This is a genomic window from Bradyrhizobium diazoefficiens, assembly GCF_016616235.1.
Taxonomy (GTDB): Bacteria; Pseudomonadota; Alphaproteobacteria; order Rhizobiales; family Xanthobacteraceae; genus Bradyrhizobium; species Bradyrhizobium diazoefficiens_H.
Window position 1 is genome coordinate 4803096 of record NZ_CP067100.1, and the last position, 14330, is coordinate 4817425.

18 protein-coding genes are annotated in these 14330 nt (G+C 64.4%); 11 read left to right on the forward strand and 7 right to left on the reverse strand.

Annotated features, from left to right (window positions below; all coding sequences use genetic code 11):
• The first annotated feature begins 96 nt into the window (after positions 1 to 96).
• From JJB99_RS22970 to JJB99_RS22980, 3 genes are all read left to right on the forward strand, one after another.
• Positions 97 to 678: a peroxidase-related enzyme gene (locus tag JJB99_RS22970; RefSeq protein WP_200494581.1), complete on the forward strand. Its 582-nt coding sequence runs from the start codon at positions 97 to 99 to the stop codon at positions 676 to 678.
• 9 nt (positions 679 to 687) lie between these two features.
• Positions 688 to 1149: an MgtC/SapB family protein gene (locus JJB99_RS22975; protein ID WP_200494582.1), complete on the forward strand. Its 462-nt coding sequence runs from the start codon at positions 688 to 690 to the stop codon at positions 1147 to 1149.
• Between the two features lie 315 nt (positions 1150 to 1464).
• Entirely contained in the window at positions 1465 to 3666 is a 2202-nt protein-coding gene (locus JJB99_RS22980) for an alkaline phosphatase family protein (RefSeq protein ID WP_200494583.1), read from the forward strand.
• Between the two features lie 116 nt (positions 3667 to 3782).
• Here JJB99_RS22980 and JJB99_RS22985 read toward each other — a convergent pair whose 3' ends face one another.
• Both JJB99_RS22985 and JJB99_RS22990 read right to left on the reverse strand, forming a co-directional pair.
• A complete protein-coding gene (locus JJB99_RS22985; RefSeq protein WP_200494584.1) occupies positions 3783 to 4013 on the reverse strand; it encodes a DUF6894 family protein in 231 nt (76 codons plus the stop codon).
• 7 nt (positions 4014 to 4020) lie between these two features.
• Positions 4021 to 4752, reverse strand: a complete 732-nt coding sequence (locus JJB99_RS22990) for a Crp/Fnr family transcriptional regulator (RefSeq protein ID WP_200494585.1) — start codon at positions 4750 to 4752, stop codon at positions 4021 to 4023.
• A gap of 129 nt (positions 4753 to 4881) precedes the next feature.
• Between JJB99_RS22990 and JJB99_RS22995 the strand changes: the two genes are divergently transcribed.
• Positions 4882 to 5130, forward strand: a complete 249-nt coding sequence (locus tag JJB99_RS22995) for a hypothetical protein (protein ID WP_433995727.1) — start codon at positions 4882 to 4884, stop codon at positions 5128 to 5130.
• Between the two features lie 34 nt (positions 5131 to 5164).
• Here the strand turns inward: JJB99_RS22995 and JJB99_RS23000 are convergent, their stop codons facing one another.
• Positions 5165 to 5308, reverse strand: coding sequence for a hypothetical protein (locus tag JJB99_RS23000; protein WP_200494586.1), 144 nt, complete (start codon positions 5306 to 5308; stop codon positions 5165 to 5167).
• Between the two features lie 270 nt (positions 5309 to 5578).
• Here JJB99_RS23000 and JJB99_RS23005 point away from each other — a divergent pair, with 270 nt between their 5' ends.
• Entirely contained in the window at positions 5579 to 5734 is a 156-nt protein-coding gene (locus tag JJB99_RS23005; RefSeq protein ID WP_200494587.1) for a hypothetical protein, read from the forward strand.
• Positions 5735 to 5747: 13 nt separating this feature from the next.
• On the opposite strand, the gene JJB99_RS23010 is transcribed toward JJB99_RS23005, so the two are convergent.
• A complete protein-coding gene (locus tag JJB99_RS23010) occupies positions 5748 to 6377 on the reverse strand; it encodes a ParB-like protein (RefSeq protein ID WP_200494588.1) in 630 nt (209 codons plus the stop codon).
• Positions 6378 to 6710: 333 nt separating this feature from the next.
• On the opposite strand from JJB99_RS23010, the gene JJB99_RS23015 reads away from it, so the two are divergent.
• The 6 genes from JJB99_RS23015 (at position 6711) to JJB99_RS23040 (ending at position 11504) form a co-directional block, all read left to right on the forward strand.
• Positions 6711 to 7052, forward strand: coding sequence for a hypothetical protein (locus JJB99_RS23015; protein ID WP_200494589.1), 342 nt, complete (start codon positions 6711 to 6713; stop codon positions 7050 to 7052).
• A gap of 213 nt (positions 7053 to 7265) precedes the next feature.
• Positions 7266 to 7553: an acyl carrier protein gene (locus tag JJB99_RS23020; RefSeq protein WP_007592476.1), complete on the forward strand. Its 288-nt coding sequence runs from the start codon at positions 7266 to 7268 to the stop codon at positions 7551 to 7553.
• Positions 7554 to 7563: 10 nt separating this feature from the next.
• Positions 7564 to 8034 carry a 3-hydroxyacyl-ACP dehydratase FabZ family protein gene (locus tag JJB99_RS23025; RefSeq protein WP_200494590.1) on the forward strand — a complete coding sequence of 157 codons (471 nt, stop codon included), beginning with the start codon at positions 7564 to 7566 and terminating at the stop codon, positions 8032 to 8034.
• A complete protein-coding gene (locus JJB99_RS23030) occupies positions 8031 to 9236 on the forward strand; it encodes a beta-ketoacyl-ACP synthase (protein WP_200494591.1) in 1206 nt (401 codons plus the stop codon). Before JJB99_RS23025 ends, JJB99_RS23030 begins: the two co-directional genes overlap by 4 nt.
• A 49-nt stretch (positions 9237 to 9285) precedes the next feature.
• Positions 9286 to 10563 carry a beta-ketoacyl-ACP synthase gene (locus JJB99_RS23035; protein WP_200494592.1) on the forward strand — a complete coding sequence of 426 codons (1278 nt, stop codon included), beginning with the start codon at positions 9286 to 9288 and terminating at the stop codon, positions 10561 to 10563.
• Positions 10564 to 10571: 8 nt separating this feature from the next.
• Positions 10572 to 11504 (forward strand): lipid A biosynthesis lauroyl acyltransferase, encoded by a 933-nt coding sequence (locus JJB99_RS23040; RefSeq protein ID WP_200494593.1) that lies wholly within the window; start codon positions 10572 to 10574, stop codon positions 11502 to 11504.
• Between the two features lie 107 nt (positions 11505 to 11611).
• On the opposite strand, the gene JJB99_RS23045 is transcribed toward JJB99_RS23040, so the two are convergent.
• The 3 genes from JJB99_RS23045 to JJB99_RS23055 are packed head-to-tail and all read right to left on the reverse strand — an operon-like array spanning position 11612 to position 14243.
• Positions 11612 to 12724: a polyamine ABC transporter substrate-binding protein gene (locus JJB99_RS23045; RefSeq protein WP_200494594.1), complete on the reverse strand. Its 1113-nt coding sequence runs from the start codon at positions 12722 to 12724 to the stop codon at positions 11612 to 11614.
• 5 nt (positions 12725 to 12729) lie between these two features.
• Positions 12730 to 13908 carry an aminotransferase gene (locus tag JJB99_RS23050; protein WP_200494595.1) on the reverse strand — a complete coding sequence of 393 codons (1179 nt, stop codon included), beginning with the start codon at positions 13906 to 13908 and terminating at the stop codon, positions 12730 to 12732.
• 8 nt (positions 13909 to 13916) lie between these two features.
• Positions 13917 to 14243 (reverse strand): rhodanese-like domain-containing protein, encoded by a 327-nt coding sequence (locus JJB99_RS23055; protein WP_200494596.1) that lies wholly within the window; start codon positions 14241 to 14243, stop codon positions 13917 to 13919.
• Positions 14244 to 14330: the final 87 nt, after the last annotated feature.

A 14330-nucleotide genomic window follows, 5' to 3' on the forward strand; every position in this document is an offset into this window, starting at 1 on the left:
CGGGCGATGACACCGAATGCGTGGCAAGCACCTCAGCACGTTGAGGCGGCCGTCCGCATCGACTATGGTTGCCGGCCCCAAGCCGGAATCATAGCCATGACAAAGCCCGCCGCGCCACGCTTTCCCGCCCCCGCAATCGACACCCTGCCCGACGACATCCGCACCCGCCTGCTCGCCGTGCAGGAGAAGAGCGGCTTCGTGCCCAACGTCTTCCTGACGCTGGCCTACCGCCCCGACGAGTTCCGTGCCTTCTTCGCCTATCACGACGCGCTGATGGAGAAGGACGGCGGCCTCAGCAAGGCCGAGCGCGAGATGATCGTGGTGGCGACCTCGGCGGCCAACCAGTGCCAGTATTGCGTGATCGCCCATGGCGCGATCCTGCGCATTCGTGCCAAGAATCCGCTGATTGCCGACCAGATCGCGGTGAACTACCGCAAGGCCGACATCACGCCGCGGCAGAAGGCGATGCTCGACTTCGCGATGAAGGTCTCGGCCGACGCGCAGCGCGTCTCCGAAGACGATTTCGCCGCGCTCGCGCCCCACGGCTTCAGCGACGAGGACGTCTGGGACATCGCCGCGATCTCCGCCTTCTTCGCGCTCTCGAACCGCCTCGCCAACTTCACCGGCATGCGCCCGAACGAGGAGTTCTACCTCATGGGACGGTTGCCCAAGACGTAACGGCAAGACATGACCGAACTGGACTGGACCGACATCCTGCTGCGCCTCGGGGTTGCGACGCTCGCCGGCGGCGCCATCGGGCTGGACCGCGATCTGCATGACAAGCCGATCGGTCTGAAGACGCTGGGCGTCGTCGGCCTCTCGACCGCGACCGTGGTGCTGCTCGCCGTGCAGTTTGCCGAGCCCGGCAAGATCAGCGATGCGGGGAGCCGGGTGATTCAGGGCATCCTCACCGGTATCGGCTTTCTCGGCGCCGGCGTCATCGTGCGCGAGGGCCATCGCTTCCGCGTCCACGGATTGACCAGCGCAGCCTGCGCTTTCCTCGCCGCCTGCCTCGGCATCGCCTGTGGCGCCGGAGCATGGAGGATCGTCCTCGTCGCGCTGTTGATCGCGATTGCGCTGCTCACAGTCGGCCGGCCCGTCGAGCGCTGGCTGCATCGTCTGCTTGGCGGCGACGAGGGTCCCCATTAGACGGAAGCGACGCCCTGGGCCTGATGTGCACTGGCGTGCTTCGAGCTCGTCGGGTTCCATGTGATGACGATGCCCAAAGCACTGTCAGTTCATATCGTCATCATCCCGCTTTAGATCGTTGTTCGGTCATGACCTTTTCGAAATGCGATCGTCTCTTCTTCGGCATCATGCGCAGACGATCGCAAGCCTACATCCCGTTGGCGTAATCGCTTCGACGTATCCGTGTCATATGCGCGTCGTCGGCCGCACTCGATAATCGCGCCCCGTTGCAGACAACATCCGCGCAGATTGCGCAGCCAGCCTGGGGGCGATCACATGAAAAAAAAGAATTTCCTTTGCCTGATATCGGCGATGTCGCTCGCCACATCGCTGGCCGGCATCGCGACGCCTGTACATGCGGGCGACGACGACCGCGACTTCGGCCGCAATCACGATCAGGACGGCGGCCGTCACGGCCACAAGTCGAAACAGGTCGTGCTGATCTCGCTCGACGGTGCCAAGCCCAATTTCATCCAGCAATTCATCGAGGAAGGCGTGCTGCCGCGTGACGGCGGTCTGGCGCGGCTGAGCCGCAAAGGTGCGGTGGCGCTGCAAAACGTGACGGCCTCGCCGTCACTGACGGCGGTGTCGCATATCGAAATCGCCACCGGCTCGAACGCCGTGCACAACGATGTCCCCTCGAACACGTTCCAGGCCGTCGTCGCGCCGATCTCGTCGAGCATCAGCGGCTTCGCAGCCCCGATCGGCGGCTATCAGGAGAGCCCGCTCGGACCCTCGCCGCACCCGACTGCCGAACCGCTCTGGGTGCAGCTCCGCCAGCAGGGCAAGAAGGTCGCCACCGCGACCTGGCCCGGGGGCGACGGCGCCGACATCTCCATCAACGGCACCGTGGTGCAGCCGGCCCAGCCGACCCGCGTCGTCAACTACACCGTGCCGTTCGGCGGGTTCGGCGGCCTGTCCGCCCGCGGCTTCTCGCTGACCCAGTCCGACTTCGCGCCCGATGCGGGGGTCGTCTCGGGGCTCCAGGCCGCCGGCCATTTCTCCTATAGCCCGGTGCTGGTAACGACCAACCCGATCGAATCGTTCTCGTGCTCCTCGGCGCAGACCTCGACCTGCTCCAGCAACACGGCGACGTTCGATGTCAAATATTCGATTCGCGTCGCGGCGATCGACACCACCAACGACAACAAGGTGAACTACGATACGCTGGTGTTCTTCGACACCGCGCAGGGCATCAAGCCGGGACCGTTCCATGCGCCGTCCACGGGACCCGCCTATGCCAAGTTCGGCGAGGAGAACGCGCCGTTCTTCTTCGAGGGCAGCGGCGCCAGGGTCGGTGCCGCCTATTACGTCTCGCAGCTGTCGCCCGATCTCTCGGTGGTGCGCTTTGGCCGCTACGGTGCCAACTATATCCCGCGCAACACGCCGGTGCTGGCCGACGTCGACGACATCAACGACAACATCGGCTTCTGGCGCCCGCAGGCCGATTTCCGCATTCCGGAGCGGCTCAGCCCCGGCTTCACGGATTTTCCCGATACCGAGATCGAGGCGATGTATGAGGACATGGTCAAGACCTTCGTGCGCTACCAGGCCGAGATCGGCGAGCGCGCGATCCAGAACCATCCCGACGCCGAGCTCGTCATGGTCTATATCGAGCAGCCCGACGGCTCCGAGCACCAGTTCCTGCTGACCGATCCGCGCCAGGGCACCAATCCGAAGGACCCGAACTCGATCGGGGCCGGCCAGGATCCTGACAAGGTCAAGCGCTACGCCTCCTACATCCGCTTCGCCTATCAGGTTGCCGACAAGGCGGTGAAGAAGATCGCCGACGCGGCGGGCTCGGACAGCAACGTCATCGTGGTGTCCGACCACGGCTTCGCTCCGTTCCACACCTCGGTCAACATGACCAACATCCTGAAGAGCGCCGGCATCGACACTAGCAAGCTGGCGATCCGCACCTCGGGTCCGGTGGTCAACATCTATGTCAACCTCCAGAACCGCGAACAGGGCGGCACTGTCGATATCGCGACCTACAAGGCGCTGGTCGCGCAGATCACCGACGCAGTGAGGAACGCGGTTGATCCCAACCCGAAGTTCAACTATTCGCTCGACAGCGGCCGCATCTTCACCGTGGTTGAGACCCGGCCGCTGCAGTGCGACGCCGGGACCGGACAGTGCACCAGCAAGACCATCGGCCAGGATTTCGGCGATGTGTTCGCACTGATGGCACCGGGCTACAATTTCGACGGCATCCAGAGCCCCGGCGTCGCCCGCCTTGGCGATGCGGCGTTCAATGCGGCCACCACCACGCTGTCGATGCCGAACTTCTACGGCGCGCACGGCCACGATCCCGAACTGCCGGTGATGAGCGCGACCTTCATCGCCGCAGGTCCGGATATCCGCAAGACGACGATCCGGCGCATGCGCAACCTCGACGTCGCACCGACCATCATGCAGCTCCTCGGCGTCCGGCCGCATCAGGTCGATGGCGAGGTGCTGCGCGATATCCTGCGCTGAAGCAGGTCGCGCGACCGCAGGGCACGGCTGATGAGCGCGGGTCCGCGCTCATCAGCTATCGTCGCGAGGGCGGTGCTTGCCGGCCCACGCCTTCTCGACCTTATGCCTTCTCGACCTTACGCCTTCTCGACCTGCATCGTGATCGACACTTTCAGGAGCGGCGCGCCCTCCTCGCGCACGTCGACGACGACGTGATGCGCGCTGCCGGCGATGAAGGCATCGCGGGCAATGGAGGCGCCGGTCAGCACCGCTTCCTTGCGCGCGTCGTCTGCGTCGGAGAGCTCCTGCCCGTTCTCATCCGGGATGAGACGACCATTCTCGTGAATGTCGAAATGAAATCGCGGCATCGGGCGCTCAAAGCGTTGGCGATTGGTGCAAATAACGGTCGTCGAAATCCGCCAGTTCCAAAAGTTTCCGCTCGTCCAGCACGGTGACGCGCCCGCGGTGCAACTCGACGAGACCTTCCTGGCGCAATTGCTTGATCACGCGGTTGGCGTGCACTGCGGTGATGCCCAAGGCTTCGCCGATCTGCTCCTGGGTCAGCGGCATCTCGAGGCTGGCGCCATCGACGCGTCCGATGATTCTGAGCCGTTCGCGCAGCTCGATGATGACATGGGCGAGGCGCGCCGGCGCAGGGCGCTGGCCGACATTGACGATCCATTCGCGAAACACCGCGGCGTCGATCAGCGTGTCCCGCCAGAACATCTCGGCGAGATTCGGCCGGCGGCGATGCAGCTTCTGCAGCGTGTCGTGACTGATGAAGCCGAGCGTCGACGGCGTCAGCGTCGACAGATCATGGTCCATCACGTGCAGGAACAGGCTCATCAGATCGGGGATTTCGCCGGGGATGTGGATCGAGAGGATCTGCCGCTTGCCGCTCGCAATCGTCTTGGAGCGCGCGCAGAAGCCGTCGACAACCAAGCAACAACTGGTCGCCCGCTCACCGTCCCGCACCACCGTCGTCTCCGCCGGATACTGCCGCACCGAGATCGGCAGGGCTTCGATCTCGTTGATGTCCTCCTCCGCGATCGCGGCGGAGATGCGCAGGCGCCTGATGAGCGCCGCGCGGATCGCATCGCTGGGCACTGGAGCTGCTCCGGTCTGAGGATTGGAACCTTGCCGTGGCCGGGATTGCAATGAGCGGCGGCTCCACAGCGACAAACCCACGATCTGCCTAAGGTTCCAACAAAAGTTAAGGACGCTGCGCGCGCCGACATGGTTGAGTTTCGGCTGGAAAGCCCAAACCATGACCAGCAAGCCATGACCAAGAAGCGCAACCGCACACGACCGGCCCTGTCACTCCAGGAGCGCCTGACCAAATTCACGCAGGATGCCCGCGCCGCCGCCAAGAATCTCCCGGCAGGCGCCGAGCGCCGCGCCCTGTTGCAAAAGGTGCGCGACGGTGAAGCGGCCGCGGAAATGGAACGCCTGCTGTCCTCACCGGGCCTGCAACCGCCGAAATGATCTGCGTTGGCAGCGGATGCTAGGCGCTTTGCTGCTACTGCTTCGCCATCAGCTCGAGCGCGGGCGCAAAGCGCTCGGCAAATGTCAATGTTGTGGCGTGATGAACCGCGGCGAACGACGCCGAGATGCCTGCTGAAGCGACCGCAAGCAAGGCAACCGTGAAAAACAGACGGCGCATTTTGGCCTCCTGTGCGAGCTCGACGATCCCAAACAGATGGGGCAGCTCTGTTTCAGGACGGTTTCATGGCGGCGGAAAATGATTTCGCTCAAGCGGCTGTGATGACATTCGTCTTATCGGGCCCCCTGCCGTAACCAACAAACAAGAATGCCGTTGTCTTGCAGCGGGCGCGAGTCGTCCCGGGAAATTTGCATCAGGGATCACGATCGTGAATCGCAAGGCTGCAGCGACAGGCTGGGCCTGAGTGCATAGTCTTCGAGGAATACTCAAATGGATGTCGTCATCCGGAAGCTGAATGGTTTGTGGCACCTCATCATTGGATCAAGTCTGATCCGAACGCCCTTCCTGGCAACCCAGGACCGCGCCTTGGTCGTGACCGACGCGCGGCGTGCCTATCCCGGCGCCAAGATCTTCCAGCGCGACTGATGTGAGCTGGCGTCTAGTCATCATCCGCCGGTCCGCACCAGCCGGGCAGATAGATCGCATCCTTGCTCTTGGCCGACGCCATCGCCTTTTCCAGAGCCTTGTCGAAATTGGCGTCCACCGCCTTGCGCGAGAGTTTCCGGCGCAGATAGTCGGCCCACAAGAATTCCGAGAACGGCGTGGTGTCCTTGGCGAAGCCGCCCATGCGGCGCAGTTCGCCGGCAAGGCTGCGGAACGGATCGTCCTTGAGATCGGCGACCGACTTCGGCAGATCGCGGAACGGGCGCCGCTCGCCCTTGGCGTCGTAGGGATAGACCCAGCGCTTGTTGTCCATCACGCCCCAGAACGCCTCGCGCTCGACCATCCGGAGATCGCCCACCACGGTCACCAGCACGTCCTTGACGCCCTCGTCATGCAGCGCGCGGCCGAGATGATGATGGTCGATCACGTAGTAGCGCAGGTCCGGCCCGTAGACGACCGGGATCATATGCTTGCCGAGCAGATCGGCCTGCTTCTTCTTGTCCTGCTCGCGCCAGCGCTTGCGCTTCTCCTTGACCTCGCGCATGCCGACGGTCATCTGCGTCGGCCGAAGCGACAGGATCGGCACCGGATGTACTCTCGGCTCGCGCGCGTTGGTAGTTGTCATGGTCGAAGGCCTCTCGCATGAGTTCGCAACCGGCGGTGCCGGTTCCGCGGGATTATGACACGGGCCCGGCGGCGGCAAAATGCATTCGGTTCCGGCAACGAGATCACAAGCCAATGTGCACGGCGACGACGCCGAGCGCCGTGGCCGTTGCTGCAGCGCACCGCGCCTTCCTGATGCAAGGATGCCCTCCTGGCGCAAGGATGACGACCGCTCGCCCGCAGCCCCACGGGATAGTGCGAACGCGCAATGCACGTGCGCGTTGAGAAGATTTTCTGCAACGCCTTCACCACGTATGCTATCTAAAATCGCTGCTTCGGAGTTGATCCTCACATCATGAAGACCCAGCGGCCCATAAGCTCTGATGACGAGCACCGGGTGCTCCAGTTCAGGCCGCGCAATTCGCCCTCCCCGCCGGTCCACCGCGGCAGCGGCACCGTTCAGCCGCTCCGCGTCACGCCCGAGCCGCTCGACATGTCCCGCTACGAGCAGCCCCGCGCTGCGCCGGACGATTTCCGCCACCGCATGCTCGCCAACATCGCCGCCCTCGCCTTCACCGTCGCGCTGACCGCGATCGGGATCTGGCTCGCGGTGAGCATCGCCGATCTGCGCCGGACCCAGGATTGCGTGCTGATGGGCCGCCGGGACTGCGTCAAGATCACGACGCCCCATATCTAAGGCCCGGTCCCGGCCGAAACGGCTCCGGCAGGCGTCCCCAGCCCTGTCCGAAGCGCCTTGTCCGGCTCCATTGAACTCAGGGCGGCGCTCCGATATACGGGCTTTCGACCCGGCCAGAGCGGGGTTGAGGGCGTCATCTGGGGCGCGATGCCCGCCCACCGTGCCACTCTGGAACCATCTGACAAATATCTGCAATATATCAAAGGCTTAGTGATGTCTTCCACATTCGATCAGGTCGCCACGATTATCGCTGAAACCTGCGACATCCCGCGCGACACGATCACGCCGGATAGTCACGCGATCGACGATCTCGGCATCGACAGCCTTGATTTCCTCGACATCGCGTTCGCGATCGACAAGCAGTTCGGCATCAAGCTGCCGCTGGAAAAATGGACCCAGGAGGTCAACGACGGCAAGGCGACCACCGAGCAGTATTTCGTGTTGAAGAATCTGTGCGCCCGCATCGACGAACTGGTTGCGGCCAAGGGCGCGAGCGCCTAAGCGCGCGGTCATGCAACTCGAATACTTCCACATGATCGATCGGATCGTCGACCTCAACATCGACGAGAAGACGATCGTCGTCGAGGCTCAGGTCCCCAAGGAAAGCACCATCTTCGAGGGGCACTTCCCGGGTTATCCGCTGATGCCCGGCGTGCTCCTGATCGAATCGATGGCGCAGGCCTCGGGCTGGCTTCAGCTCGGCGTGCTCAAGTTCGAGCGCATGCCGATCCTCGCCGCCGTCAAGGAGGCCAAGGTCCGCGGCTCCGTGTTTCCCGGCGACCTCATGAGCATCGAGGCGACGCTGGCCCATGAGGGTTCGGGCTACGCCATGACCGAGGCCAAGATCAGGGTCGGCGGCAAGCTGCGCGCGAATTCGACGCTGACCTTCACGCAGATTCCCTTCCCCAATGCGGATATGCGCGGCTACATGGATTCGTTCGCCAAACGCATCGGCTTTCCGCAACAGGCCGTATCGCCATGACTGAGACTGCTTCGAAGCCGGGCCAGACCGAAGTCTGGATCACCGGTATTGGCCTTGCCACCTCGCTCGGCGAGGGCCTGGATGCCAACTGGGCTGCGCTTCAGGAGAAGCGCATCAATGTCGATGAAAAGGGCTTTGCGCCCTACATCGTGCATCCCCTGATGCCGGTGACCTTCGACAGCCAGATCCCAAAGAAGGGCGACCAGCGCCAGATGGAAGCCTGGCAGCGCATCGGCACCTACGCTGCCGGCCTTGCGCTCGACTCCGCCGGGATCAAAGGCAACAAGGATATCCTGTCGAAAATCGACATGGTGGTGGCCGCCGGCGGCGGCGAGCGCGATCTCAACGTCGACACCGGCGTGCTGACGGCCGAGGCCAAGGGCGCCAATGCGCCGGGCTTCCTCAACGAACGCCTGATGAGCGATTTGCGCCCGACCCTGTTCCTGGCCCAGCTCTCCAATCTCCTCGCCGGCAACATCGCCATCGTGCACGGTCTCGGCGGCACCTCGCGCACCTTCATGGGCGAAGAGGTTGCGGGCGCCGATGCGGCACGTATCGCGCTGGCGCGCATCGCCTCGGGCGAGAGCGACATTGCGCTGATCGGCGGCTCGCACAATGGCGAGCGCAAGGACCTTCTGGTCCTCTACGAATTCGGCGACTTCAACCTGAAGAACAAATTCGCGCCGGTCTGGGCTCGCAAGGACCACGCCGGCTTCGCGCTCGGCTCGGCCGGCGCGTTCCTGGTGCTGGAGTCCCGCGCCCATGCCGAAGCCCGCGGCGCAAAGCCGTTCGCAAAGCTGTCGAGCGTCGTTGCCGACCTCGCCCGGCGCAAGCAACCCGGCGACATGGCTGCGACCCTGGAGAAGCTGTGGGCCAAGCTGCCCAGGCGCGAGGGCAAGGGCGCGATCATCACGGGTGCGACCGGGGCCGAGCCCGCGACGAGTGAAGAGCGCGGCTTCTTGAAGAGCCACGCTGATTTTCCGGTGCGCTCGACCGGCACCATGTTCGGCCACGCCATGGAAACGCAATTCCCGCTCGGGATCGCGCTCGCCGCGCTCTCGATCTCGCGCGGCGCGCTGTTCCCGCCGAACGATTCCACGGGGACCGAGATTGAAATGCAGGGGGCGCCCACCCAGATCGTGGTGGTGGGGGCCGGACACTGGCGCGGCGAAGGCATGGCGCTGGTCGAGGCGGTGAGCTGAAGCGCGTCCGCGCTTTAGCAGGCTATGCTCTACTCATCGGGGGATCGACATGACTGCACCACGCGACAAACTCGGGCGCCCCATCGTCGTCGTCACCGGCATGGGCATCATGACCTCGCTCGGCGCCGGCAAGGCCGACAATTGGGCAAAGCTCGTCGCCGGCGAATCCGGCATCCGCACCATCACGCGCTTTCCGGTCGATGGCCTCAAGACCACGATGGCCGGCACTGTCGATTTCGTTAGTGTCGATCCGTTCTCCTCCACCGGATTGTCCGAACGGATGGCGGAGCTGGTGACGCAGGAAGCGCTCGAGCAGGCCGGCATCGGCGCAAAGGCCGACTTCCCGGGCCCCCTCTTCCTCGCCGTTGCGCCGGTCGAGGTCGAATGGCCGCAGCGCCGCGAGCTCGGCCGCGCCGTCGGCACGACCGACTTCACCTATGACGATCTCTTGCGCATCTCCGGCGGCGGCAAGTACAGCGCCTATCACCACCGCTTCATGTTCGGCTCGGTCGCAGCCTATCTCGCCGAGACCTTCGGCACCAAGGGCTCGCCGATCTCGCTGTCGACGGCATGCGCATCCGGAGCCACCTCGATCCAGCTCGGCGTCGAGGCGATCCGCCGCGGCGAGACCGATGCTGCGCTGTGCGTCGCGACCGACGGCACCGTGAACCCCGAAGCCTTGGTGCGCTTCTCGCTGCTCTCGGCGCTGTCGACCCAGAACGATCCGCCGCAGGCCGCCTCCCGTCCCTTCTCCAAGAACCGCGACGGTTTTGTCATGGCTGAAGGCGCCGGCGCGCTCGTGCTCGAGAGCTATGAAGCGGCAATCGCGCGCGGCGCAAAGATTCTCGGCGTGATCGCCGGCTGCGGCGAGCTCACCGATTCCTTCCACCGCACCCGCTCGTCCCCTGACGGCAAGCCGATCATCGGCTGCATGAACAAGACGCTGGCCGATGCCGGCATGACGCCGGACCAGATCGACCACATCAACGCGCACGGCACCGCGACGCCCGAGAACGACAAGATGGAGTTCAACACGACGTCGGCCGTGTTCGGCGATCTTGCGCAGAAGATCCCGGTCACCTCCAACAAGTCGATGGTTGGCCACACCATCTCGGCCGCAGGCGCGGTCGAGGCGATCTTCTCGCTGCTCACGCTCGAGCATCAGCGCATCCCGCCGACGATCAACTACGACAATCCGGATCCGACGATCCTGTTCGACGTCGTCGGCAACAAGGCGCGCGATGCCCGCGTCACCGCGGTGATGTCGAATTCGTTCGGCTTCGGCGGCCAGAACGCCTCGCTCATCCTGACCCGCGAACCGGCCTGACCGGACGCATGGCGCTGCTTCCTGCGAGCACGAAGGCCCGCGCGCGGGAGCTTGCCAAAACGGTCGGCGGAGGCCTGATCGGCGCCGCCACCGTCGGCATGCTGCGTACCACACGCTATTTCGACCCGGTCAAGACGGCGGATTTTTTCGCGCGGGTGACGAAGCTGATCGGCCCGCGCCTGCGCGAGCATCGCATCGGCCGCGCCAACCTCACCGCGGCGTTTCCCGAGAAGTCGCCGGAGGAGATCGAGCAGATCCTGATGGGCGTGTGGGACAATCTCGGCCGGGTCGGCGCCGAATTCGCTCACATGGACCAGGTTTGGGACTACAATCGCGAGCACCCGGAGAACAGCAGGATCGAGCTGTCCGAGCGCAGCATCGAGCTGTTCGACCAGATCCGTGAGGACGGCAAGCCGGCGCTGATTTTTGCAGCCCATCTCGCCAATTGGGAATTGCCGGCGCTCGCCGCGGTCGCGCATGGGCTCGATGCTGCGATCCTCTACCGCAGGCCGAACATCGCCTCTGCCGACCGCATCATCCAGGAGATGCGCCAGGTCAACATGGGCACGCTGATCCCGGCCGGCCGCGACGCACCGCTCCGGCTCGGGCAGGCGCTGAAAGAGGGCAAGCACGTCGCGATGCTGATCGACCAGTATCTGACCAGCGGCGTCGAGGTCACCTTCTTCGGCCGCAAGACCCGCGCCAATCCGACGCTTGCCCGACTGCTGCGCCAGGTCGAATGCCCAATCCACGGCGTCCGCATCATCCGCCTGCCCGGCGGCCGCTTTCGCGGCGAGCTGACCGAAGAGGTCCAGCCGGTGCGCGGCGCCGACGGCAGGATCGACATCCAGGGCACGATGCAGGCGGTCACGAGCGTGGTGGAGAGCTGGGTCCGCGAGCATCCCGAGCAGTGGCTGTGGCTGCACCGGCGGTGGCGGTAGGCGGGCTGGTCTCTGTTGCCGTCATTCCGGGGCGATGCAAAGCATCGAACCCGGAATCTCGAGATCCGGGTCTGGTGCTTCGCACCATCCCGGAATGACAGCATCAACTACCGCCCCGTCTTCACCTTGGTCCACAGCCGGTTGATGATGCGCTGGGTCGCCGGCTCGCGCGCGGTGATGACGAACAGTTTTGCGAGCGTCGCCTCGTCCGGATAGATGTTCTTGTCGTTCAGAATCTTCGGATCGACCAGCTTCTGGCTGGCGAGGTTGCCGTTGGCGTAGGACAGGAAGTCCGAGTTCTTGGCGGCAACGTCGGGGCGGTAGAGATAGTTGATCAGCTCGTAGGCTTCGTTGACGTTCTTGGCTTCGGCGGGGATCGCGAAATTGTCGAAGAACATCTGCGCGCCCTCCTTCGGGATCGCATAGCCGATCTCGATGCCGCTCTTGGCTTCCGCCGCGCGGGCGCGGGCCTGCATGATGTCGCCGGACCAGCCGACCACGAAGCAAATCTCGCCGGTCGCAAGCGCGCTCAGGTATTCGGAGGAGTGGAACTTGCGCACGAAGGGGCGGACTTTTGCGACGATTTCGGCGGCCTTCTCCAGGTCAGCCTGCTTGGTCGAGTTGGGATCCAGCCCGAGATAGTTCAGGGCCGCGGGAAAGATGTCGTCGGCGGAGTCGAGCATGTGGACGCCGCAGTCTTTGAACTTCGCCAAGTTCTCCGGCTTGAAGACGATATCCCAGCTGTCGATCTTCGCGTCCGCTCCCAGGATCGCCTTCGCCTTGGCGACGTTGTAGCCGATGCCCGTCGTGCCCCACATGTAGTTGGCGGCGAAATCGTTGCCGGGATCGTAGGTCGCAAGGTGCTTGGTCACCATCGGCCAGGCGTTGCTAAGGTGCGGCAGCTTCGACTTGTCGAGCTTCTGGAAGATGTTCGCCTTGATCTGGCGCTGCAGGAAATAGGCCGTGGGCACCACGACATCGTAGCCGGACTTGCCGGCCATCAGGCGCGTCTCCAGCGTCTCGTTGGCATCGAAGGTGTCATAGACCACCTTGATGCCGGTCTCCCTGGTGAAGGCCTCGAGGACACCTGGCGCCATGTAGTTGGACCAGTTGTAGAAGTTGACGACCCGCTCGTCGGCCCCGGCGGGGGCGGAGAGCAACGTCAGCGCCGCGGCGATTGCGAAACCAAGGCCAAATCCGCAGCGGCTGACGTTCGTCATCCTCCCTACCTCTTGCGACCGCGCACCGCGTCCGACAGCCGCTCCAGTGCCGTGTCGAGCGTCTCGTCTTTCTTGGCAAAGCAGAAGCGCACCACTGATGTCACCGGGTCCTGCTCGTAGAACGCCGAGACCGGGATCGCTGCCACCTTGTAATCCTTCACGATGCGCCAGCAGAACTCGGTGTCGCTCTCGTTCAAGCCCAGCGGCGACAGGTCGACGGTGAGGAAGTAGGTGCCCTGCGACCTCAGGACGGGGAAGCCGAGACTCTCGAGGCCCCTGGTGAGGCGGTCCCTGCTCCGGGTCAGGTCCTTGCGCATCGACAGGAAGTAGTCGTCGGACTTACCGAGACCGTAGGCGACGGCGGCCTGCAGGTTCGGCGCGGTGGTGAAGGTCAGGAACTGGTGCACCTTGGCGGCGACGCGCAAGAGCTGTGGCGCGGCGCAGACAAAGCCGATCTTCCAGCCCGTGAGCGAAAAGATCTTGCCGGCCGAGCCGACCTTGATGGTCCGCTCGCGCATGCCGGGGATGGTGATCAGCGGGGTATGCTTGTGCTCGTCGAAGGTGACATGCTCCCAGACCTCGTCGCAGATCGCGATGGCGTCGAACTCCTGGCAATAGCGCGCCAGCAACTCAAGGTCCTCGCGCGGATAGACCACCGCGCTGGGATTCAGGGGATTGTTGAACAGCACCGCCTTGGTCTTTGAATTGAAGACGCTTTTCAGCATGTCCTCATTCAAGCGCCAGTGCGGCGGCTCGAGCCGGACGAGGCGCGGAATGCCGCCGGCCTGGCGGATGATCGGCAGGTAGGAATCGTAGACCGGCTGGAAGCAGACTACCTCGTCGCCGGGCTGCACCACCGCGAGGATGGCCGAGGTCAGCGCCTCGGTGCCGCCGGAGGTCACCATCACCTCGCTCATCGGGTCGAGCTTGAGACCGTGCCAGTGGCCGTAATGGGTCGCGATCGCCTGGCGCAGCTCTGGCAGGCCCATCATCGATGGATACTGGTTGTACCCGTTTAGCGACGCCTCGGCCGCGGCGCGGCGGATGTCCTCGGGGCCGGGATCGTCGGGGAAGCCCTGGCCGAGATTGATGGCATTGTTGTCGCGCGCGGCTTGCGACATCGCCTCGAAGATGGTGACGGGCAGGTCCGCGAAGACCTTGTTCAGGGACGAGCTTTTGGACATCGGGCCGATCAGCCGCCGACCTTGCTGGGAAGACCTGCCGCCTTCCAGCCGAGCATGCCGCCGGCCAGATGCTTGTCATAAGGCAAACCCGCCGCCTGCGCCGCGAGCGAGGCGGTCACCGAGCGCTTGCCCGAGCGGCAGGCGAACACGACCTCCTTGCCTTGCGGGTCGGGGATCGCCTTGGGGTCGAAGGTCGAGAGCGGTACGACGACGCCATACGGATAGGCCTCGGCCTGGACCTCGTTCGGCTCGCGGACGTCGACGAGCAGATAGCGGCCCTCCTCGACACCCTTGGAGACCTCCTCCGGGGTCAGATCCTGCACTTGATTTGCCACTTCATCCTCCAACGTCGCAGCCGCATGCCGGGGCGATCCCGGCCGGCGGGCAAACTCGCCTCTCGGCTCACGAAAATCAAGCGCTAC